The sequence below is a fragment of the Brevibacillus fluminis genome, from assembly GCF_003710825.1.
GTDB classification, from domain to species: domain Bacteria; phylum Bacillota; class Bacilli; order Brevibacillales; family Brevibacillaceae; genus Brevibacillus_D; species Brevibacillus_D fluminis.
This window is the reverse complement of the sequence record NZ_RHHQ01000009.1, coordinates 1-20,833: the sequence shown is the minus strand read 5'-3', so window position 1 is coordinate 20,833 and position 20,833 is coordinate 1. Positions and strand designations below refer to the sequence as shown.

22 protein-coding genes and 1 rRNA gene are annotated in these 20,833 nt (G+C 55.0%); all 23 read right to left on the bottom strand.

Annotation, left to right across the window (positions count from 1 at the left end):
* Positions 1-76: 76 nt before the first annotated feature.
* Positions 77-1,519, bottom strand: a complete 1,443-nt coding sequence (locus EDM56_RS12825) for an NAD-dependent succinate-semialdehyde dehydrogenase (RefSeq protein WP_122918320.1) — start codon at positions 1,517-1,519, stop codon at positions 77-79.
* A 48-nt stretch (positions 1,520-1,567) separates the two neighbouring features.
* Positions 1,568-2,062 (bottom strand): 1,2-phenylacetyl-CoA epoxidase subunit PaaD, encoded by a 495-nt coding sequence (gene paaD / locus EDM56_RS12820; RefSeq protein WP_122918319.1) that lies wholly within the window; start codon positions 2,060-2,062, stop codon positions 1,568-1,570.
* An 18-nt stretch (positions 2,063-2,080) separates the two neighbouring features.
* On the bottom strand, positions 2,081-2,914 hold the full coding sequence (gene paaC / locus EDM56_RS12815; RefSeq protein ID WP_122918318.1) for a 1,2-phenylacetyl-CoA epoxidase subunit PaaC: 834 nt from the start codon (positions 2,912-2,914) through the stop codon (positions 2,081-2,083).
* Positions 2,915-2,927: 13 nt separating this feature from the next.
* A complete protein-coding gene (paaB, locus tag EDM56_RS12810) occupies positions 2,928-3,275 on the bottom strand; it encodes a 1,2-phenylacetyl-CoA epoxidase subunit PaaB (RefSeq protein WP_122918317.1) in 348 nt (115 codons plus the stop codon).
* Positions 3,276-3,285: 10 nt separating this feature from the next.
* Positions 3,286-4,254, bottom strand: coding sequence for a 1,2-phenylacetyl-CoA epoxidase subunit PaaA (gene paaA / locus EDM56_RS12805; protein ID WP_122918316.1), 969 nt, complete (start codon positions 4,252-4,254; stop codon positions 3,286-3,288).
* Between the two features lie 237 nt (positions 4,255-4,491).
* On the bottom strand, positions 4,492-5,319 hold the full coding sequence (paaX, locus tag EDM56_RS12800; protein ID WP_122918315.1) for a phenylacetic acid degradation operon negative regulatory protein PaaX: 828 nt from the start codon (positions 5,317-5,319) through the stop codon (positions 4,492-4,494).
* Positions 5,320-5,488: 169 nt separating this feature from the next.
* Positions 5,489-5,902 carry a thioesterase family protein gene (locus EDM56_RS12795; RefSeq protein WP_246009367.1) on the bottom strand — a complete coding sequence of 138 codons (414 nt, stop codon included), beginning with the start codon at positions 5,900-5,902 and terminating at the stop codon, positions 5,489-5,491.
* A gap of 18 nt (positions 5,903-5,920) precedes the next feature.
* Positions 5,921-7,120 carry a thiolase family protein gene (locus tag EDM56_RS12790; protein WP_122918314.1) on the bottom strand — a complete coding sequence of 400 codons (1,200 nt, stop codon included), beginning with the start codon at positions 7,118-7,120 and terminating at the stop codon, positions 5,921-5,923.
* Positions 7,121-7,225: 105 nt separating this feature from the next.
* Positions 7,226-8,431, bottom strand: coding sequence for a thiolase family protein (locus tag EDM56_RS12785; RefSeq protein WP_122918313.1), 1,206 nt, complete (start codon positions 8,429-8,431; stop codon positions 7,226-7,228).
* Positions 8,428-9,174: a 3-hydroxyacyl-CoA dehydrogenase family protein gene (locus EDM56_RS12780; protein ID WP_122918312.1), complete on the bottom strand. Its 747-nt coding sequence runs from the start codon at positions 9,172-9,174 to the stop codon at positions 8,428-8,430. Before EDM56_RS12780 ends, EDM56_RS12785 begins: the two co-directional genes overlap by 4 nt.
* Positions 9,158-10,015, bottom strand: a complete 858-nt coding sequence (locus tag EDM56_RS12775) for a 3-hydroxyacyl-CoA dehydrogenase NAD-binding domain-containing protein (RefSeq protein ID WP_122918311.1) — start codon at positions 10,013-10,015, stop codon at positions 9,158-9,160. Before EDM56_RS12775 ends, EDM56_RS12780 begins: the two co-directional genes overlap by 17 nt.
* Before the next feature lie 21 nt (positions 10,016-10,036).
* Positions 10,037-10,813, bottom strand: a complete 777-nt coding sequence (locus EDM56_RS12770) for an enoyl-CoA hydratase-related protein (protein ID WP_122918310.1) — start codon at positions 10,811-10,813, stop codon at positions 10,037-10,039.
* 9 nt (positions 10,814-10,822) lie between these two features.
* Positions 10,823-11,596, bottom strand: a complete 774-nt coding sequence (locus tag EDM56_RS12765; RefSeq protein WP_122918341.1) for an enoyl-CoA hydratase-related protein — start codon at positions 11,594-11,596, stop codon at positions 10,823-10,825.
* Positions 11,597-11,631: 35 nt separating this feature from the next.
* A complete protein-coding gene (gene paaK / locus EDM56_RS12760) occupies positions 11,632-12,960 on the bottom strand; it encodes a phenylacetate--CoA ligase PaaK (protein WP_122918309.1) in 1,329 nt (442 codons plus the stop codon).
* Positions 12,961-13,001: 41 nt separating this feature from the next.
* Complete coding sequence (locus tag EDM56_RS12755; RefSeq protein WP_122918308.1) at positions 13,002-13,796, bottom strand: enoyl-CoA hydratase-related protein; 795 nt, start codon at positions 13,794-13,796, stop codon at positions 13,002-13,004.
* A gap of 41 nt (positions 13,797-13,837) precedes the next feature.
* A complete protein-coding gene (locus EDM56_RS12750; protein WP_122918307.1) occupies positions 13,838-14,239 on the bottom strand; it encodes a PaaI family thioesterase in 402 nt (133 codons plus the stop codon).
* A gap of 116 nt (positions 14,240-14,355) precedes the next feature.
* Positions 14,356-14,820 (bottom strand): PaaI family thioesterase, encoded by a 465-nt coding sequence (locus EDM56_RS12745; RefSeq protein WP_122918306.1) that lies wholly within the window; start codon positions 14,818-14,820, stop codon positions 14,356-14,358.
* A 2-nt stretch (positions 14,821-14,822) separates the two neighbouring features.
* Entirely contained in the window at positions 14,823-15,122 is a 300-nt protein-coding gene (locus EDM56_RS12740) for an EthD family reductase (RefSeq protein WP_122918305.1), read from the bottom strand.
* A 246-nt stretch (positions 15,123-15,368) separates the two neighbouring features.
* Complete coding sequence (locus EDM56_RS12735; RefSeq protein WP_246009366.1) at positions 15,369-16,796, bottom strand: YfcC family protein; 1,428 nt, start codon at positions 16,794-16,796, stop codon at positions 15,369-15,371.
* Between the two features lie 2 nt (positions 16,797-16,798).
* On the bottom strand, positions 16,799-17,998 hold the full coding sequence (locus EDM56_RS12730; RefSeq protein ID WP_122918304.1) for a M20 family metallopeptidase: 1,200 nt from the start codon (positions 17,996-17,998) through the stop codon (positions 16,799-16,801).
* 157 nt (positions 17,999-18,155) lie between these two features.
* Entirely contained in the window at positions 18,156-19,073 is a 918-nt protein-coding gene (locus EDM56_RS12725; RefSeq protein WP_122918303.1) for a LysR family transcriptional regulator, read from the bottom strand.
* 76 nt (positions 19,074-19,149) lie between these two features.
* Positions 19,150-20,460 carry an amidohydrolase gene (locus tag EDM56_RS12720; protein WP_122918302.1) on the bottom strand — a complete coding sequence of 437 codons (1,311 nt, stop codon included), beginning with the start codon at positions 20,458-20,460 and terminating at the stop codon, positions 19,150-19,152.
* A gap of 273 nt (positions 20,461-20,733) precedes the next feature.
* Positions 20,734-20,833 (bottom strand): 23S ribosomal RNA (locus tag EDM56_RS12715); the annotation flags it as partial.

Sequence of the window (20,833 nt, the reverse complement as noted above, 5' to 3'; positions counted from 1 at the left end):
TCTTTTTTGCAAAATAAAAAAGCCAGCGTGCCCTGGGGAATCCAGGAACACACTGGCTGTAACTTACTCGAATAAACTATACACCGAACGAAACGAATTTGGTTTCCAAATATTCATCCAAACCGAAATGGCCGCCTTCACGCCCGATGCCGCTTTCCTTGAAGCCGCCAAACGGCGCTTGGGTTTGGGTCGGGGAGCCGTCATTGATGCCGACGATTCCATATTCGAGCTGCTCAGCCATCTGGAAGCAGCGGGCATTGTCGCGGGTATAAACATACGCTGCCAAGCCGTAGCGTGTATCGTTCGCCTGCTTCACGACTTCTTTCTCGTCGCTGAAGCGGATGAGCGGCACTACTGGTCCGAACGTTTCTTCATTGGCGATCTTCATGTCGCCGGTCACATCCGTGATGAGGGTTGGCTCACAATAGAAGCCTCTGGCATAGTCGCCCTCCACGAGACGATTGCCGCCCGCAGCCAAGACGCCGCCTTTCGCTTTCGCATCGTCGATATGCTCCAGTACTTTCGCCAGCGCGCGCTCGTTAACCAATGGACCGATCTCGGTATCTTTCAAACGGCCATCGCCGACTTTCGCTTTTTTCAATCGTTCGACCAACTTTTCCGTGAATGCGTCCGCTACGCCTTCCTGTACATACAGGCGGTTGGTGCAGATGCACATTTGGCCGGAGTTGCGGAATTTGCTTTCGAACAAGCCTTCCACCGCTGCATCCAAATCAGCGTCATCGAACACGATGAACGGCGCATGGCCCCCCAGCTCCATGCTGACGCGCTTGACCTGTTTCGCAGCGCCTTCCATCAACAGCTTGCCGACACGGGTCGAGCCGGTGAAGCCGATTTTGCTAAGCTTCGGATTATCGATGAATTCCTGGCCGATTGCTTCCGGTTTGCCGATCACGAGGTTGACGACGCCTTTCGGGAAGCCAGCTTGCTCAATCAGCTCAAACAGGCGGATTGCAGACAGCGGTGTGCTTTCCGCTGGTTTTAAGACAACTGTGCAGCCTGCTGCCAATGCCGGTGCGATTTTGCGTGCAACCATGTTCACTGGGAAATTCCATGGCGTGATCGCGCCAACGACGCCAACTGGCTGGCGGAGCACCATGATCCGTTTGTTCGGTACAGAGGACGGAATCGTTTCGCCGTATACGCGTTTCGCTTCCTCTGCATACCACATGAAGTTGTCTGCAGCGCCCAGCACCTCGCCTTTCGCTTCGCGCAGCGGCTTGCCCATTTCCGCGGAAATGATGCCGGCTAGCTCGTCGCGGCTGTTGCGAACGAGTTCATAGAGATTGTAGAGATATTTGGAGCGTTCTCTCGCTGTAAGGCGCGACCAGCTGGCAAATGCCGCATGTGCCGCATCGATCGCTTTTGCGGCATCGCGATTGTCGCCGAACGTTACGGCGCCGACTGTTTCGCCTGTTGCCGGATTGGTGACGGAAAGGGTTTCGCCACTTTCAGCTGCAACCCATTCTCCATTGATATACATTTGTTTTACCTGATCCACTAGAATCGCTCCTTTCGATTTACGCTGCTCGATTTCGCTGCCCGCTTTTTAATAGATAGGCTTTAATGCCTCAAACGGATTTTTGCAATGGCGGCAGTACAGGATGCTGCGGCAGGCTGCCGGCCCGAAAAGATTTTCTATTTTCGTGTATGGCGAATCGCAGTACGGACAAGTGACCTCCCACGGATCGCCATCCTTGTAGTCGAGTGGAGGAGGCGCGATGCCGAAGCTGCGGAGCTTCCCTCTGCCTTCTATGGATATCCGGTCTGACGTCCATTGCGGATCATAGACAAACCGGACGTGAACCTCCTTGACTCCCTCAATAGGACCCAAGGTGTCTACTATGTTTTTCTTCATGATTTCCAGTGCGGGACAGCCGACAAAAGTAGGCAAAACCTCCACGACGACGACGCCGTCATTCGCGCTGACCTTGTGGATCATGCCCATCTCCACCATGCTGATCGCGGGAATTTCCGGATCCTTCACCTCTTCTAGAAGCTTCCAGCACGCATTCTCCAACATAGCTGCCGTTTCGTATGCCATTTTACGGCTCACCTCCCTTTACCAATTGGCCACTGGATCGATACGATACACTTCCGATAATGTTTGCAAAGCTTGAGCCAGTTCGGCGGTATGCTCGCCGCTGCGGCCGTTTTGCTGCGGCACACCTGGCTCGCCCGGTGCCACGATGCCGATCTGTGCGAAAGCCGCTGCTGTATGCGCCAGCCATTGATTGCGAAGCGTCGCTTCATCTACCAAAAGCCCGAAGCGCACGATGTCATCCGCACTTGGTCCGAGGCTGCTCAGCTCGCCTGCATCCGCCCACACACTCGCGACAGCCGCTTCCAGCTTCTCGCGCGCTTCTGGGGTGCTGTTCGCCAACTGCTTCATCCATACTTGCCAGTGCATCAGATGGTACCGGTGCTCCGTCTTCATCTTCCGGCTGGCATGCACGAGCGGCACGTAGGACGATTGCGCCAGTGCATCGAGGCGTGCCTGCTTGAACAGCCCGTACACATAGCTTCGTACGATCGCGTATGCCCAATCATAGTGCGGCTCCGCCAAATATTCGCCCGCGCCGTTTTTGCGCTCGGCTAAAATCACATTGCGGAAAGCCTCCGGCCCGCGCAGCTGCGCCAAATCGTCCGCGCTGCCCACGCCAAGCGCCTCGAGCATTTCATAAAACATCACCGCATGGCCCATCATGTCCTGCGACATGGAGGAAAAGGCCACATCTTCTTCTATATGCGGCGCGAGGCCGAGCCATTCCGAGCCCCGGTACGCCAAAATGAAGTCATCGTCGGCCAATTGAAACAAAAGCTCCGTCAGCGCTTTTGCGTAGTCGGGATTTTGTTTTGCTTGTTCGACCGTTTCCACCAATGAGTAAGCGCTCATCATCCCTGCCCCCTTAGCTGCCGCTTTCCGCATTTTTCATGCGTTTATCGTACTCTTCTTTATGGGCGCGCCATCTGGATTGCAAATCGCCGTAGCCCTTTGTTTCCCGATAGCTCTTGTTGTCCAGACGCTGCAAAAGCGGACGCTCCTCCACCGGCAGGACATGAATGTCCTCGCGCTGCACCACCCAAAGGTTGATGCAAGGCTCCCGCCGCAAAAAGTTTTCCCGCGCCATTGTCATCGCGACTTCCTTGTTCGGCGCAAGCAAACTGAATTGGTGAACAAATGAGGAAGTGGGATTCTTCTGACTAAATACCTCAAAAATCAAGAACGACTCGTTTGAATTCACCTGGTTGCTCATTCCTCTTCACCTACCCTGCGACGCGGCCGTATGCCAGGATGGCATCCCGCACCCATTTTGATTCCTCATAGGACATCTCTCTCAAGCGCAGACGCTGGCTGGAGCGAGGTCCGTTCCCTTTGACGATCTGCTTGAATTCATTCCAGTCAGGCTGTTGATATACCCACTTGTTCGCCGCTTCATCAAAATGAATTGTCTCATCCGGCAGCGTCAAGCCAAGGTGGAAAATCCGCTGCACATATTTGTTTAAGAAAGCCTGGCGCAGCTCTTCATTCGTCTGCGTTCTGATTTTGTAGCGCATGTTCTGCTGCTGGTTACTGGTAATCTGCCCGTCTTCAGGCGGTCCGAAAAACATTAGCAACGATGGCCACCAGCGGGTGACGGCGTCCTGCAGCATTTGCTTTTGCGCAGCCGTTCCTTCCGCCAGCTCGAGCACGATGCTCTCACCGTGCTGTGCATGGAATTTTTCCTCCGCACAGATCCGGTGCAGCGCCCGTGCGTACGGGGCATAGGACGAATCTAGCGACATCGTTTGCGTGATGATCGCGGCTCCATCGACCAGCCAGCCGATTACGCCCGCGTCGGCCCACGTCGGCGCTTCCATATGGAACACGTTATGGAATTTCAGTCTTCCGGTAAATAGGTCATTTAGCAAATCTTCGCGATTCTTGCCCAAAGGTGCCATCAGATCTTCCGCTACGCGCAGCAGGAGCTGCCCGTGTCCCATCTCATCCTGCACCTTGGCCATAATCGCCAGCTTGCGGCGCAGCGTCGGCGCTTTTGGCACCCATTCCTTTTCCGGAAGCGCTCCCATAATTTCGCTGATGCCGTGCATCGAGATCAGCTTGATCAGCTGATTGCGGTAATCGTCCGGCATCCAGTCGTCCGCCTCGATCTTTTCACCGCGATCGATCCGGGCTAAAAACGCTTCCATTTTTTCATTGTCCGTCATGTCCCTCATGTCAGACTGGGTCTGCATGCTCCTGCCCCCTTTGATGCAATTTATGTTATGGTATTATTATAATACGTTTCTGTAACGTAATAATAACATAACGTTATATAAATTCGCAATAGGCGGTCATTCGCTTCATTCTGGGCTGATTTTGCTGGATGATGCTGAATAGGATGAGGCTTGCTCTCCCGACAAAAAAAGCTCCAGACACATGCTTCATGCAGGCATGGTCGGAGCTTCTCTTCTCTCACTGATTCAAATGGCTTATTGCTCGGGTGCGACTTCGTAAGCATCTTCAAAAAAGCGGACCGCACCTGGATTCAGCAAGGCATAGTAATCCTTGAACAGCTGATCGGCCTCTTTGCCGAGCCACAGCTCGGGCACCAGCTCTTGCGGCAAGTCCGGGTCAATGAACAAAAATTTGCGGTACTCATGGACGAGCTTGGTCTTTTCCACGAAGCAGTAGCTGTCCGCGACGTCCTTGTTTTGGCGCAAATCGTCGGCCATCTGCTCGAACTGCGGACGATAGACATCGATGAAGCTTTTGTAGGCGTCATTGATCTCATCGAGGTTCCAGCACTTTTTCACCAGTTCCTTCGGATCGCTCCAGCCAAGATGATCGGCGTAAAACATTTCTACATGGTCCTTAATGTCATAGGACTCGGTGAGCTCCTTCACGTAGTCAGACAGATTGTTCGGGCTGATCCACGTGCTGGTCGTGAGCATGCCGAAGCCCATCCACGACAAGTCTTTGCGCAGCTGGTCGCGCAAAGCGCGGCGCTCCTCCGGAATATTGTAGCTGACAATGCACCAGCGGCCGTCCCAGTCACTCTCTTCCACTTTATAAATACGGGCGGCGGCTTCTTCAAGCCGGTTTTTCCCCCGTGCTGACATCGAATAATAGCTGCGGTTACCCACTTTGCGCGAATCCAGCCAGCCCTGGCGGAGCATGCGCGAAATCGCCGCGCGGACAGCCGGCTCCGACAGTCCGAATTCACCCATCAGCTTGGTCAAGCTGCCGATCCAGATTTCACTTCCGTAATGTCTGACATACTCACCATAGATGGTGAACAACATGGATTGCGGTTTCATGGTACATTTACCCCCAGATCGATTCACACGAATTCGCAATTGAGTGAAATCGCTCCAGCTCATATGATGCGAAAGATATGTGACGTATTTCGTACGTCATTATAATGAAGCTTGCTAGCCTAAGTCAATTTGTTTTGACGGTTGGACAAGGATTTGTCACTCTCTCGCGCTACCGCGTAGCTTCGACCTGCTTTTGCAAGTCTTGAATGCGCCGCTTCATGTCTTCTTTTTTGAACAGCGCTTGGGTAAAGGAGCCGTAACCGACACGGCCCAGCGCAGTATGGGCCGTCACCTCACAGACGACGCGAGTGTCGGTCACCTCCGTGCAGACCGCGTGGAAGACGACCTCCTGACCGATCACCGCCGGACCGACATGCTTGATCTCGACCGCAAAGCCGCAGCCTTCCTCGTCCTCCTCCAAAAACGGCAAGATGACGTCTCGCCCCGCTTTTTCCATATGGTAGATCATGCTGACTGTCGAGAGGACCGGATGAATCACTTCTCCATCAAAGGCGGCAAGCATCTCATCCGTCACCATAATTCGCACGGTCGCTTCCACCCCTGGCAAAAGTCCGTTTTTCAAGGCTTGGCGCCCCCTTCCTTACACCCGCTCGATCAATGTGGCGATGCCCTGACCGACGCCGATGCACATCGCCGCTACGCCATAGCGCGCACCACGGCGCTCCATTTCATACAGCAGGGTAGCCAAAATCCGTGCACCGCTCGCGCCAAGCGGATGGCCGATCGCGATTGCACCGCCATTGACATTGACCCGCTCCGGATCGATGCCAAGCTCGCGCACGCTGGCAACCGACTGGGACGCAAACGCTTCGTTGATTTCGAACAAATCGATATCTGCCACCGATAGCTCTGCCTGTTTTAGCAGCTTGCGAATGGCCGGAACCGGACCGATTCCCATCACGGATGGATCGACGCCTGCCACGGCGGATGCCACGATGCGTGCGCGCGGTTTCAGGCCCGCCTGCTCCGCCGTCTCCTGCTCCATGACCAAAAGCGCGCATGCACCGTCATTGATCCCGGAAGAGTTGCCCGCCGTCACGCTGCCGTCCGCTTTAAACGCAGGCTTCAGCTTTTGCAGCTGCTCGAGCGTGGTCTGTGGACGCGGATGCTCGTCGTGCTCGAAAAGCGTAACCTCGCCTTTTTTGCCGCGCAGCTCGACCGGCACAATCTCGGACGCGAACAAACCCTCCGCTTGCGCACGAGCGTATTTTTGCTGGCTTTCCAGCGCGAACAAATCTTGCATCTCGCGGGTAATCCCGTACTGCTCTGCTACATTTTCCGCCGTCTCGCCTAAGCTGATGGCAGGATACATCGCATCCAGCTTTTCATTGACCATGCGCCAGCCCAAGGTCGTGTCGTACAGCGGCTGATTGCCGCGTGCAAACGCTGCTCCCGGCTTCATCATCACGAGCGGCGCGCGCGTCATGCTCTCGGTTCCCCCCGCGATGTACACGCGACCTGCTCCCGCTTTGATCGCGTTGGCGCTCTGATTCACCGCTTCCAGCCCCGAGCCGCACAGCCGATTCACCGTCACGCCCGGCACATCCACCGGCAGTCCAGCCAAAAGAGAGGCCATCCGCGCCACATTACGGTTGTCCTCACCCGCCTGGTTGGCACAGCCCATGATTACATCGTCAATCAAAAGCGGATCGATCCCGTTGCGTTCCAGCAACTTGGCGATCACATGCGCGGCTAAATCGTCCGGGCGCACATCTTTCAGCGCACCTCCGTGCCGACCGATTGGCGTGCGTACCGCATCTACAATAACAGCTGTCTTCATCTCCTGCTCCCTCCATCTCACGCCACGATGCGTTTGAGTCAGATTCGAATGGTTCACTCTGACCGCAGCTCGTGGACCGATCATGCTTTTCTTTTCGTTGGCTCGTTATTCCGGCATCGCTTCGACCAGCGTGGCAAGTCCCTGTCCACCGCCGATGCACAAAGTGACGATTCCATAGCGCTGCTTGCGGCGCCGCAATTCGTACAGGATCGTACCCAAAAGCCGTGCCCCGCTGAAGCCGAGCGGGTGGCCGAGCGCGATTGCTCCGCCGTTGACATTGGTTTTTTCCGGATCGAGTCCCAGCTCACGGATGCAAGCGAGTGACTGCGATGCGAACGCTTCGTTTAGCTCAAACAGATCGATGTCCTCGACGCTCATCCCGACCTCTGCGAGCAGCTTGCGAACCGCAGCGACCGGCCCGATGCCCATCACGCGAGGATCGACGCCTGCGCTAATAAAGTGGATGACACGCCCCAACGGCTTGGCATCGTATTTTTTCACCGCATCGCCGCTCATCAAAACGAGCGCTGCCGCTGCATCATTGATGCCCGACGAATTGCCCGCGGTGACCGTGCCGTTTTTACGGAAAGCCGGCTTCAGTCTGCCGAGGCTCTCCATTGACGTATCGCGGCGTGGGAATTCATCGGTATCGAACAAGGTGATTTCGCCTTTTTTCCCCGGAATGTGAACTGGCACGATCTCTTCCTTGAACCGTCCGGCATCAATGGCTGCGATCGCGCGGCGGTGGCTTTCCACTGCGAATCGATCCTGCTCCTCCCGGTTGATCCCAAACTGCTCCGCCACGTTTTCCGCCGTTTCGCCCATCGTCAGTTCGCCATAAATTGCGACCGGAGCGGAACGCGGCCCGCCGAACGATTCCATTAGCGTCTGGCCCCCGCGCTGAAACGGCTGCTCGAATTTTTCCATGATATAAGGCGCACGGGTCAAGTTTTCCACGCCGCCTGCCAGCATCACCTCGGCATGTCCTGCCTGAATCGATTGCGCTGCCAGATTGACGGCCTCCAAACCAGATGCGCAGACCCGGTTTACAGTCAAGCCCGGCACGCTTTCCGGTAAACCGGCCTTTAGCAAGCCTACGCGTGCGATATTAATGAAAGGCCCTGCCGAAACGACATTGCCCATGATGACTCCATCCACTTCACTACCCGGCACATGGGTCCGCTTCAAAGCCGCATCAAGCACGATCGCGCAGAGCTCATCGTTGGCCACATGCTTCAAGCTGCCGCCCAGCTTACCGATCGGCGTGCGTACCGCTGCTGTGACATATACGTCTTTTCTTGCGTACGTCATGTTGTGTCACCCACATTCTCATATACGTAAAAGCCCCGCCCGCTGCGCTTTCCCACTCGGCCAGCCAGCACCAGCTTGCGCAAAAGCGGCGCCGGACGATAGCGCTCTTCGGCCAAATCGCGGTGCAGGCCGCGAACGATTGCATACACTTCGTCCAGTCCGATCCGGTCGGCCCATTCCAAGGGCCCGTACGGATAGTTCACGCCTTTTTTCATCGCCGTATCGATATCGGCTGCGGTCGCAGCCTTTTCCATCAGGGCGAAAGCCGCCTCGTTGATGATCAAGGAAAGGATACGCGGGAACACAAGTCCCACTTCATCGTCAACAATCTCCGTCTCTTTGCCGAGCGACTGGAAAAACGTCACGGTTTGCGAAAGAATCGGTTCCTCCGTTTGCAAAGCTGGCGCGATTTCAAACAGCTCGCGTTCGGCAAGCGGCAGCAAGGTGCCGAAGCCGCAGACGCGTTCCGGATGTGCAGTCCATGCCGCCACCTCTGTCGCCGTAATGGCAAGCGATGTCGCTACAATCGGCACATAGGCGGGAAGCAGTTGATCCAGCTCGCGAACGCGCTCCTTTTTGGAATCGAGATCGCCATTGGTCACTTCCAGCGCCAATCCGACCTCGCTTGCCTCCGCTTCTTCAACCGACACGACACGATACCCGTGCTCGGTGATCAATTGCTGCAGCTCGGAATACAGCGGTCCCTCACCCGCGAGCAAAATCGCTTTACTTGTTGTAGTCATAGAAACCTTCACCCGTCTTTCTGCCCAAGCTGCCCGCTTGTACCATCCGCTGCTGAATCCGGCTCGGCTTGAATCTTCCTTCCTGGAAAAAGTCGCTGTACACCGACTCGGTTGTGGCAAAATTGATATCGATGCCGATCATGTCCTGCAGCTCAAACGGCCCCATTTTGAAACAGCCTGCCCGCTTCATGATCCGGTCGATTTTTGCCACGTCCGCGACGCCGTCACCCAAGATGCGCAGCGCTTCATTATAATAAGGACGCGCGATGCGGTTGACGATAAAGCCAGGCGTGTCCGTCACCAGCACCGGTACCTTCCCGAGCGCCTCGGCAAAGCGGTAGGCACGCTGCACTTCATCCTCGCCCGACTTCATCCCGCGAATGACCTCGACCAGCGGCATGACTGGAGCAGGATTGAAAAAGTGGAAGCCGAGAATCCGTTCGGGATGCGGAAGCCCTCCGGCGATTTCGGTTATCGAAATCGAGGACGTGTTGCTCAAAAGCAGCGCGTCACTTCTACAAAGCTGCGCGAGCGATGTAAAGATCGATTTTTTCAAGTCCAGTCGCTCAGGGACAGCCTCGATGACGACATCACAGTCGCCAAGCCGCTCCATCGCGGATACTGGCGTGATCCGCTTTTGCGTCTCCTCTTTTTGCGCTTCCGTAATTTTCCCTTTGGCAACATCCCGCTCCAGCGTGGAGGTGAAATATGCATTCGCTTTATCCAAAACAGCCTGATTGGCATCAAGCAAAAGTACCTGATAGCCGCGGCGAGAACAAACGAGGGCAATGCCTGCCCCCATCGTCCCGGCGCCAATCACACCGACTGTTGTCATTTCCATTGTGGCAACCTCCTTTGGCAGCTACTGCCCGGTGAAGAAAGGCGCGCGCTTTTCGATAAACGCGGTGACCCCTTCCTCGTAATCCGCTGTCTTGCCTGCGATCTCTTGAGCATAGGCCTCGTATTCCAATGTCTGTTCCAGATCCATCTGCAAGCCTTTGTACATGGTGCGCTTGATCAGTCCGATGCCTTTGGTCGGTAAGCTCGCCAACTTGCGCGCATAGGCAAGTGCCTGTTCTGCAAAATCTTCGGCAGGGAACACCTGATTTACCAGACCGATGCGGTATGCTTCATCCGCCGTGATTTTTTCTCCGAGCATCGCCAGCTCAAGCGCCTTCCCCAGCCCCACGATGCGCGGCAAAAAGTAGCAGCCGCCGGAATCCGGGACAAGTCCGATGTTGACGAATGCGTTGACCAGCGAAGCTTTCTCGGAAATGACACGCAGGTCACACGCCAAGGCGACGCTCATTCCCGCGCCTGCCGCAACTCCGTTGATCGCAGCGACGATCGGCTTCTCCGTCTTTTGGAACTGCAGCACCATCGGGTTGTAGCGCTCGCGCAAAAATCCGCCGAAATCGACCTCTTGACCGATGACATCGCCCAAGTCCTGACCAGCGTTGAATGCGCGGCCCGCTCCGGTGAACAGGATGCAGCGGACATCCTGGTCTTTTTGCGCTTGCTTGAGCGCTTCGATAATCTCCTTGTGCATCCGCTCGGTGAATGCGTTGAATTTATCTGGGCGGTTCATCGTGATGACGGCGACGCGATCGGTCACTTCATACGTAATCGTCTGAAACATAACTGCCTCCTATCTCCCGGTAAAATGGGGGTTGCGCTTTTCCAAAAACGCCTTCATCCCTTCCTGCCGATCCTCGCTTGCGAGCAGCAGATAAAAGGCGTTTCGTTCATAATCCATTCCCTCATCGAGCGGTAAATCTTCCGCTTTGTGCACCGTTTTTTTGATCGCCTGCACAGCGAGGGGCGGCTGCGTTGCGATTCGTTTGGCCAGCTGCAGCGCTTCCTTGAAATACATTTCTACCGGCACGACTTTGTTGACCAGTCCATAGCGCAGCGCTTCGTCCGCTTTGATCGGCTCTCCGGTCAAGAGCATCTCCATCGCCTTGCGCAAGCCAACCGCGCGGGTTAGGCGCTGCGTTCCGCCGGCTCCCGGCATGACGCCGAGCTTTATTTCCGGCTGGCCGATGACCGCTGTTTCAGAAGCGACGATCAAGTCGCAGTTCATCATCAGCTCGCAGCCGCCGCCAAGCACGAAACCGCTAACTGCACCAATGATCGGTTTGGAGATCAGGCGCATCCGGTCCCATACAGCGAACTGGTCTTTTTGCATGATGGAGATGGCTGATTCTTCTGCCATTTCGTTGATGTCGGCGCCTGCGGCAAACGCACGGTCATTGCCGGTCAGTATGATGACGCGAATCGCCGGATCGCGGTCGAGCCTCTCTAGCTCCGCCACCAGCTCGTCGATAAGCGCCAGATTGAGCGCATTCAACACTTTTGGCCGATTAAGCGCAACGATGCCGATCGCATCCTCGATTGAGACCGTGATGAATTCATAGGCCATGCTCGTTTTCACACCTTTCTCCTTTGCCCTAAAGGTTAGATGGCTTGCGGCTTGTTCCGATTGTCGACGATGCGAATCGCTTTTCCTTCACTGCGCAAAAGCGAATTCGGTGCGAGTACGCGCAGCACAACGGAAACGCCAAGCGTATTTTTGATCATATGGCAGATCTCCTTGACCAATGCCGACTGGCTGGCGGTGATGTCTTGTTCGGCAAGAGTTTTGGCGTATTCCGACGTCAGCTCACAATGCACTTCGAAACGGTCAAGTGCGCCGTCGCGTTCGATCACCACCTGATAGTGCGGCGCCAGCTGCTTAAAGGTGAGCAGCACGGATTCGATTTCGGTCGGGAATACGTTGACGCCGCGGATGATCAGCATATCGTCGACGCGACCTTTGATCCGCGACATCCGCATGGTTGTCCGTCCGCACTTACAGGGCTGTGGATTCAGGGATGCGATATCGCCTGTGCGGTAACGGATGACCGGGAACGCTTCCTTCGTGAGCGATGTGAATACCAGCTCGCCTTCCTCTCCGTACGGAAGCACCTCGCCCGTATTCGGATCGATGATTTCGGCAAGGAAATGGTCCTCGGCGATGTGCAGACCATCCTGCGCCTCATGGCACTCGATCGATACGCCTGGCCCCATGACCTCGCTCAAACCGTAAATGTCGACCGCTTTGATATCGAGCTCTTCCTCCAGTTGCTTGCGCATTTCCTCCGACCACGGCTCTGCGCCGAAAATGCCGTACTTGATGCTTGTTTCACGCGGGTTGATGCCCATTTTTTTCATTTCTTCGACGATGTTCAAAATGTAAGAAGGCGTTCCTGCCAATCCACGTGGCTGGAAGTCCTGAATCAATGTGATTTGGCGGGACGTATTGCCACCGGACACCGGTACGGCGATTGCTCCTAGATGCTCGATGCCGTAATGGATGCCAAGTCCGCCTGTAAACAAGCCGTAGCCATATGCGTTATGGAACACATCGCCAGGCTGTCCACCAGCACTGCAGATGGCGCGCGCGACGATGTCCGCCCAGTTTTCGATGTCTTTTTTGGTGTAGCCGACGACCGTGGGCTTGCCCTTCGTGCCGGATGAGCCGTGAATGCGCACCACATCCTTCATATCGACGGCAAACAGGTTGAACGGATAATTTTCACGCAAGTCCGTCTTTTTCATAAACGGAAGGCTGCGAAGGTCATCCAGCGATTTGATGTCGTCCGGTCCTACCCCTGCTTGATCAAACGAGTTGCGATGAAAAGCCACGCGCTCGTATGCACGCTTCACTGTCGATTGCAGACGCTCCAGCTGCACAGCTTCCATGTCCTGACGTGACAGCGTTTCCATTTCCTTGTTGAAAATCATTCCATACTCCCCCTGTCTTTTGGTCTGTTCTGGGATGCCAGCTATTCGCCGCGATAGACTGGCTTTCGTTTTTCACGGAACGCTTCCAATGCTTCAAGCCTGTCTTTCGTCGGAATAATCACTTCGTAACACATCGTTTCGATATCCAAACCGGTCTGCAGATCGACGCTCGCGCCCCGGTCAATCGCTGCTTTCGCCTGATAAACCGCCAAAGGCGCATTCGCCAAAATCTCGTCTGCCAGCGAGCTCGCCATTAGCACAAGCTGCTCGGTGCTGTCCGCTACCCCATTCACGAAGCCGATGGCAAGCGCTTCATCGGCCGTGATCCGGCGTGCGGTCAAAATCAATTCTTTTGCCTTGGACGGGCCGATCAAGCGAGTCAAGCGCTGTGTGCCGCCTGCGCCAGGGATAATGCCGAGGCTCACCTCGGTCAAGCCCATCTTCGCCTCGCGTAAAGCAAAGCGGAAATCGCACGCGAGCGCCAATTCGAAGCCCCCGCCAAAAGCAAACCCATTGATCAACGCGATTGTCGGCTGCGGCAGCCGCTCCAAATCTGAGAAAACATCGCGAATTTTGCGAACGTTGCGGCGAACCTGCTGCTCGGTCAGCGTGCGGCGCTCTTTCAAGTCCGCTCCAGCACAAAATGCGCGTCCTTCCGCTTGCAGCAATACTACGCGCACCTCTCTGCTCGACAGGCGCAGCTCCTCGACGATCGCGCCCAAGCGCTCCAGCGTCTCGTAGTTAAGCGCATTCAATTCATCGGGACGTGCCAGCGTAATGATGCCGAGATGTCCCTTGATTTCCAAACGTACGGTCTCCTGATTGCTGACGCTCATAGTCCACCCTCCCAGACTCCACACTTAGCTTCTCTTGTCTGTTACGCTTCTTTCTCTTGCTTCGGCTTCACCCGCGCATACGTGCCGGTGGCGAAGGCTACCAGCTGTCCGTCGCAGAAAACGCGCGCTTCCATCACAATGATGCTTTTGCCACTTTTCAGAACCTTTGATTCTGCAGTCAGCATGCTGCCTTTCGCCATGGACAGATACTGAATTTTGCTTTCCACGGTCACGCACTGCTGCACGCCATCCACGTGCGGCGCAGCGCCGTGTCCCATAGCGACATCTGCCAGCGTGGCCGTAACGCCGCCATGCACGACATGTTCAATGCTATTGCACAGCTCCGGCCTGATTTGCAGCGCCACTTTTGCCCCGTGATCATCCCGATGCAGCACCTCGATGCCGAGATAGTGATTGAATCGATTATTGCTGACGTTTGCCATGATAAGCCTCCCCGATGACCTGCCGAGAGATCGATGATGATAGAACTGAAAAAAAGAATGGAAAAGGATACTGCCGCGTTACTCGCCGAAACCCTTTTCCATTTTGGTATATGCGTCTACTCCGCTTCTTCCGAAAGCGAAACGAAATACTCATTTTTGCGGTATGCCAGCGCGTCAAGCGTGGCCACCAGCTCGCCGTCGCTTTCCACGCGGATGCGGTACCAGGCTGTCCGGTTGTTGCGCTTCTCCTCGGTCGCCGTGGCGACGAGGCGGTTGCCTTTCAATGCAGCTGCCAAAAATCCGATGTTCATAGACAAAGCGACGGACGTTTTGCCATAGGAATTGCACGCGGCTGCAAACACGAAATCAGCCAGTGAGAAAATAACGGCGCCGTGCGCGGTTCCGTGTGCATTCAGCATGTGGTCGCCTACGACCAGCTCGGCGGTAGCCGTCCCCTCGCCAAGCTCGATCAGCTTGATTCCGAGAAATTGCCCGAACGTGTCCTGAGCCAGCTTGGCGCAAATTTCATCGTAATGCTTACGGTGCAGCTCGCGCTCGTCAGGATACAGTTTCCCGCTCATGCTTACACCACGTCAGCGAAATGCATGGACACCACTTTGCCCGCGAAGCCCATCAAGTCTTTGCCGGCTGCGCGACCTTCTGGAGATGACAACGCTTCCATCAAAGCGTCTCTTGTTTCAAAGTACATTTCTGCGATCAGGTGCAGATTGCTTTCGCCTGCTGGGGAGCCGTAAATTTTGCTCACTTCCATTTTGATCAGGCCAGGCATTTTTTCCGCAAGCTGAGCATGTACTTCAAAGTAATGACGATCGAATGCTTCTACATCTTCCGGCTTCTTGTATACGGCAACTAATTTCACCATAATACTTTCATCCTCCCTAAACAATGTTATGTGTATGGAAAACAAATATGTGACGAAACATTTATATAACGTTATTTTAACGCACGTTATAGTTTTTATTATATAAATTCATTTGAAGAGGCGTCAAGGGATTTTTGTCAGCCCACAAATTGGGCGGTCCCAACACCCCTGCCTCGAATATCGCTTTTTCTGTGCAAAAAAGCTGCCTTGCGTTGGCGGCAAGACAGCTCCTTCGTTTTTCCTTATTCAATAACCGATGACATTTGCAATAATAACAAACACCGCTCCGATGACGACCCAGATCACCATCAGCGGCCAAAAGAATTTGACCCATTTCTGGTACGAGATACCCGATACGGCCAAGCTGCCCATCAAGGCGGACGAGGTCGGCAAGATCATGTTGGTGAAGCCGTCGCCCATCTGGAATGCCAGCACGGACGTCTGGCGAGTGATGCCCAGCAAATCCGCCAGCGGGACCATGATCGGCATCGTCGTCGCCGCCATGCCGGTACCGGAGGTGATGAACACATTCATGACGGTCTGGAACAGGTACATACCGAGCACCTGGAGCGAGCCGGGCAGCTCTCCCACTACGGCAGACAGCGAATGGACGATCGTATCGATGATGTTGCCTTCGTCCAGTACGATCATAACCGAGCGGGCGATCCCGATGATGAACGCTCCGAACATGATGGCGGTCGCACCTTTGACGAATTCGCTGGCGATTTTACTCGGCCCGAATCGGGCGCAGGCGCCAGATACGACACCCATCGTCAAAAACAAGGCCGACAGCTCTTCCATCCACCAATCTTTTTTCGAAACACCCCAGATTAAAAGCGCAAATCCCGCCGCGATGGCAAGCAGCGTGAGGTAATGCTTGGTCTCCATTTTGGGCAGCTGGGAAAGCTCTGCTTGCATGCTAGCCGCCGCATCCGTCTGCTCGGGCTGCTTCGCTTTTTCCCGTGTCGCATAGCGGATGAGATACCAGCTGGTCAACAGAAACAGCACCAGAAGCAAAATTGCCCGCAGCCACATACCGGAAAACATCGGCACCTCGGCGATCACCTGCGCGATTCCGACGTTGAACGGATTCATCAAGCCGGCGGTGAAGCCGATCGATGCTCCCAAGGACACCATGGCCGTCCCCGTCACGGCATCATAGCCAAGCGAGCGCGCGATTGCGATGCCAAGCGGCACGAACACCATGACCTCCGATGACATCCCCATTGTAAATCCGCCCACAGAGAACATGGCCAGAAACGCCGGGATGACCAGCTTGGCCCGCTTGGCAAACAGCCTGGCCACGCGTCCGGTTACCGCCTCGATGGTTCCTGTCGCCGTAATGATCTGAAAAGCTCCGCCGATAATGAAGATAAAAAAGACAATGTCGCTCGAATCATTCAAGCCTTTGACAATCGCGCCTGGCACCTCGAGGAGGCTGATTGGATGCGGCTCAACCGCGTGGTACGAGGTCGGCACAACCAACGTTTTTCCGGAATGCGCATCTTTCGCCCGGTCGAATTCGCCCGCCGGGACGAGGTACGTGAGCACACATGCCACCAAAGTCAGGATGACCAGGATGACGTACGTATGAGGAATCTTGAAAAAGCGGAGAAAGCCCGTTTTCGGTTTGTCTGTGCTTCCATTTGTTTGTATGCCCATCTCTCCGTGCATCCCTATACCTCCTTGTCGCGGTTTTGCTTCCAGCGTATGAATTCTTCTCGCACGTCCTTGAGCGCGTTCGCATCGGCGCATAAATCATAGGCTGTCATCGCCAGTGCTTTTGCCGCCTGAATCAGTCCGACCATCCCCTGCTCTGATGCCGTCGCCTCGGTAAACGCTGGCGTATGCGTGCCCGCTTCGGTAATTTGAATGTACGGGTGAATCGTCGATGTGAGCTGGCCGACATTGCCGATGTCCGAAGAGCCGATTCCGCCTTTTTTCGGCGGCTCGCTTACCTCAAGGCCGAGCGCTTCCAGATTTCGCGCAAACAGCCCGGCGAGCGCATGATTGTTGTTGCGCTCCGCGTAGACGAGCCCTTCCTGGATTTCTGCTCGCGCCCCGACCGCTGCGGCGGCATGCTTGACGGCTGTGTACACTTTTTCCTGCACGACCGTGAGCTCAGCCACTGTCGCTGCCCTCAGGATGAACTTGGCCTCGCAATATTCAGGTATGATGTTCGGCGCTTCGCCGCCCTTTGTGATGATCCCGTGAATGCGGACGTCCTCTTTGAAAAATTGGCGCAGCCCGTTGATCGCGACAAAGGCGTTGATCATCGCATCGAGCGCGCTGATGCCGGTCTCCGGCGCGGATGATGCATGGGCTTCCTTGCCGAAAAATTGCAGGGTGGCATCGACACAAGCCAGCGCGCCGCGCAGCACCATCGTCTTTTTATGCGGATGGCACAGCATGGCAGCGTCCACATCATCGAAAAGCCCTTTTTCACACATGATGATTTTCCCGCCGCCGTCTTCCTCCGCCGGCGTTCCGAGCACGACGATCCGACCTTTTAGTTCAGGACAAGCCTGCTGTAAAGCAAGTGCTGCTCCGACTGCGGACGTTCCGATGATGTTGTGCCCGCAGGCATGTCCCAATCCAGGCAGCGCATCATACTCCGCCAAAAGCGCGATCGTCGGTCCCCCCGGCTGTCCTTCCCATTCTGCACGAAAGGCGGTTGGCAGATCAGCAACGCCCGTCTCGACGCGAAAGCCCGCCTCTTTGAGCGGCGCCGTCAGCCATTGAACCGCTTTCACTTCTTGAAAGGCGATTTCCGGATTCGCGTGAATCGTCAAAGCGATGCTTCGCAGCGTCTCATCATGCGCATCCACCGCCTCTAGTATTCGTTGTTTCATTTCTCTCATTTGCTGACTGTTCATTAGAAGCCCCCCCTTTTGACTTATTCGTGAATATTTAAAATAGTTGAACTATGTTTGGTACGTTCTCATTTTACTTGTGCTGTTTTTATAAGTGAAATTGAAAACATTATGGCATAATCCTTAAAAAATTTTATTATGAAAACAAAAAGGAGAGGCGCTATGGCCCCTCCGTGATTGCTTCTTGTTCCTTGTCAGCCTGCAGCAGCTGGACAAACTTTTGCACCGCTGTGAACTGCATCGCCGTTTCCCGATACAACAGCCATGTCTTGCGTGTGATAGGCTCGCCATTTTTCAGCATCAGGTCTAGCTTGTGCAGCTGATCGCTCGGCCTGACGAAGCTGCTTGGGATGATTGCATAACCTAGTCCGTGGCGGACCATTTCCTTGCAAGTTTCAAAGCTGTCCACCTGCATGGTGATGAGCGGGGGCTGCTGGTAGCGCTCATACCACCACGCGCTGATCGATTCATCCAATGAGGTGGACGTATGCCGCACTGCCTTCACTGCAAGCTTCGGCGCCCGATAGTTGATGCGCGGCAGGCAGGGCAAACGCTCTGGATCGATTGCTGTTTTGGAAATCAGGCTGATCTGCTCTTCGCCGAGCAAAAGCTTCTGGTCCAGCCATTCGTAATCCCCTCGCACGATGCCGATCTGGATTTCTTCCTGCATGAGCGCTTGGATAATCTCAGTGCTGAATCCGGTATCGACCCGCACCTCAACGTGCGGATACATCTCCAAAAACTGCTGCAGCTTCTGCGGCAGCTCATATTGCCCGTAATAGATGGAGGCGCCGATATGCAAACTCCCCTGCACTTCGCTCCGCATGTTGACGATGAAATCGGTTGTCTTACGTAGCTCAGCGAGCATGTTTTTCGCATAGGCGACTAGATGCTCGCCCTCAGGTGTAAACCGGAACACTTTACCGCTCTTGATGATCAGCGGCACGCCGAATTCTTTCTCCAGCTGCGAAAGCCGATACGACAGTGCGGGCTGCGTCATGTAGAGCTGTTCGGCGGCTTTTGTGAAATTGCGCTCCTTATGGATGTATTGCAGCATCAGCCAATCTTTATCGTCCATCAGCGCCTCCCGCTCCGCTAAAATCGTTTTTTGGTTTGCTCGCGAGTATTTGGCTTGCCGCTAACCGTTCGTCTGTTTATCGTTTCGCTAAGTCGCCCGCGTTCAATGCGCACAGCGCGTATGTTTGAATCGCGATGGCCATGACTTTTTCATCGATGTCGAATTTTTCATTGTGGTGGCCGGCAGCCAACGTCGTCCCGAACATTAAATATGAGGCCAATCCGCCGTTGTCCTGAACCCGCTGCAGCATGTAGGTCGCATCCTCAGAGCCACCCGCTTCGACGATATCATGGACAGCATGCACGTCTGCCACCTGCTCGGCTTGTGCCCGGATATAGGGGATGAGCGCTTCGCTGGAATCGCAGTTGTTCGCCATACCTACGATTTCAATCTGCTCTTGGGCCTCGTGCATGATGGCTGCCCCTTTGATGATTTGCACCGCGCGCTCCAGCATGTACTCGTTGATTTCCGATGTCGCTCCCCGCGTCTCCACTTTGAGGAATGCCGAGCCTGGTACGACGTTGCGCCCGCTACCGCCATGTAGCACGCCGACATTGATCCGCGACGCGCCCTTGGAATGACGCGGGATGCTGTGCAAGTTCAGCACGGCAGATGCTGCGGCGAGCAAAGCGTTTTTCCCTTCCTCCGGGCTGCCGCCTGCATGTGCGGCATACCCTTTGAACGTGACATCAAGCTTCGTCGTCGCCAAATATCCGTTTGCACCGCAAACAACTTCCCCCAGAGGTATGTCGCAGCCGATATGGCCGGAAAAGAACAGCTCGACATCGTCCAACACACCAGCCTCAACCATCGCTTTCGCGCCTCGCACGCCCTCTTCTGCAGGCTGAAACACGATCTTGATGCGCCCGGACAGCTGGTCTTTTTGCTCCATCAGCAGCTTGGCCAATCCCAGCCCGATGGCTGTGTGTGCGTCATGCCCACAAGCATGCATCATACCTGCGTTGATGGAAGCATATCCCCCCGCCTTTGGTAAATGGTCGTCCTCCATCGATTCCTGGATGTCCAATGCGTCCATGTCGAAGCGAAAGCCGATCGTTGGTCCCGGTTTCCCCGTATCCAAAATGCCAACCACGCCGGTGAAGCCGCCGCTTAAATAAGGCAGCCATTCGGCCTCCGCCCCCTGCTCGATCGCCCGCTTTTCTTGCTCTGCGAGAAACGCGGCATGTGGTACACCCATTCTCGCTTCCGCTTTGACGACTTCATGTCCGATGCGAATGTCGTAGCCCCACTCCTTCAGAAGGGCGGCTACCTTTGACGCGGTGCGGAATTCGACCCATCCGGATTCAGCAAACTGATGGAAGTCCCGCCGCCATGCCACCAATTCTGGGATCATGCTTTTTACCGCGTCAGCCACTTGTTGCTTCATTTCGTTCTCCTCGCTTTCACCATGCCGGTTTGTTATGGTGACCCCCTTACTATTTTCAATCATGGATAAACCTTTCCTCTCTGTTTTCACTCACACTCTATCATAACGCTGATCGATTCGTTGTGGTTATTCAAATTTTTCAGATTCGTCACAACCAGCTGTGCAAGCTGTGGACAACTCTTTGGATAAACGACAAAAAGGATGCCGGCAAAGTGCCGACACCCCTTGTTATTCCTTGAAAACTGGATACGCAAGTATGCTTGTGGATTAGTTGTGGATAAGCCCTCGACCGATTAGTATTCGTCAGCTCCACGCGTTACCGCGCTTCCACACCGAACCTATCAACCTCATCGTCTATGAGGGGTCTTACCAG

What these genes read in the sequence shown, in the direction of transcription:
- EDM56_RS12770 (WP_122918310.1), bottom strand. Translation starts at nt 10,813, where the DNA reads ATGTTTCAGACGATTACGTATGAAGTGACCGATCGCGTCGCCGTCATC.
- EDM56_RS12790 (WP_122918314.1), bottom strand. Translation starts at nt 7,120, where the DNA reads ATGAAGACAGCTGTTATTGTAGATGCGGTACGCACGCCAATCGGTCGG.
- paaB (WP_122918317.1), bottom strand. Translation starts at nt 3,275, where the DNA reads ATGAGCAACCAGGTGAATTCAAACGAGTCGTTCTTGATTTTTGAGGTA.
- EDM56_RS12785 (WP_122918313.1), bottom strand. Translation starts at nt 8,431, where the DNA reads ATGACGTACGCAAGAAAAGACGTATATGTCACAGCAGCGGTACGCACG.
- EDM56_RS12725 (WP_122918303.1), bottom strand. Translation starts at nt 19,073, where the DNA reads ATGGACGATAAAGATTGGCTGATGCTGCAATACATCCATAAGGAGCGC.
- EDM56_RS12730 (WP_122918304.1), bottom strand. Translation starts at nt 17,998, where the DNA reads ATGAACAGTCAGCAAATGAGAGAAATGAAACAACGAATACTAGAGGCG.
- EDM56_RS12735 (WP_246009366.1), bottom strand. Translation starts at nt 16,796, where the DNA reads ATGCACGGAGAGATGGGCATACAAACAAATGGAAGCACAGACAAACCG.
- EDM56_RS12745 (WP_122918306.1), bottom strand. Translation starts at nt 14,820, where the DNA reads ATGAGCGGGAAACTGTATCCTGACGAGCGCGAGCTGCACCGTAAGCAT.
- paaD (WP_122918319.1), bottom strand. Translation starts at nt 2,062, where the DNA reads ATGGCATACGAAACGGCAGCTATGTTGGAGAATGCGTGCTGGAAGCTT.
- paaA (WP_122918316.1), bottom strand. Translation starts at nt 4,254, where the DNA reads ATGCAGACCCAGTCTGACATGAGGGACATGACGGACAATGAAAAAATG.
- EDM56_RS12720 (WP_122918302.1), bottom strand. Translation starts at nt 20,460, where the DNA reads ATGAAGCAACAAGTGGCTGACGCGGTAAAAAGCATGATCCCAGAATTG.
- EDM56_RS12740 (WP_122918305.1), bottom strand. Translation starts at nt 15,122, where the DNA reads ATGGTGAAATTAGTTGCCGTATACAAGAAGCCGGAAGATGTAGAAGCA.
- paaC (WP_122918318.1), bottom strand. Translation starts at nt 2,914, where the DNA reads ATGAGCGCTTACTCATTGGTGGAAACGGTCGAACAAGCAAAACAAAAT.
- paaX (WP_122918315.1), bottom strand. Translation starts at nt 5,319, where the DNA reads ATGAAACCGCAATCCATGTTGTTCACCATCTATGGTGAGTATGTCAGA.
- EDM56_RS12775 (WP_122918311.1), bottom strand. Translation starts at nt 10,015, where the DNA reads ATGGAAATGACAACAGTCGGTGTGATTGGCGCCGGGACGATGGGGGCA.
- EDM56_RS12765 (WP_122918341.1), bottom strand. Translation starts at nt 11,596, where the DNA reads ATGGCCTATGAATTCATCACGGTCTCAATCGAGGATGCGATCGGCATC.
- EDM56_RS12755 (WP_122918308.1), bottom strand. Translation starts at nt 13,796, where the DNA reads ATGAGCGTCAGCAATCAGGAGACCGTACGTTTGGAAATCAAGGGACAT.
- EDM56_RS12780 (WP_122918312.1), bottom strand. Translation starts at nt 9,174, where the DNA reads ATGACTACAACAAGTAAAGCGATTTTGCTCGCGGGTGAGGGACCGCTG.
- paaK (WP_122918309.1), bottom strand. Translation starts at nt 12,960, where the DNA reads ATGATTTTCAACAAGGAAATGGAAACGCTGTCACGTCAGGACATGGAA.
- EDM56_RS12750 (WP_122918307.1), bottom strand. Translation starts at nt 14,239, where the DNA reads ATGGCAAACGTCAGCAATAATCGATTCAATCACTATCTCGGCATCGAG.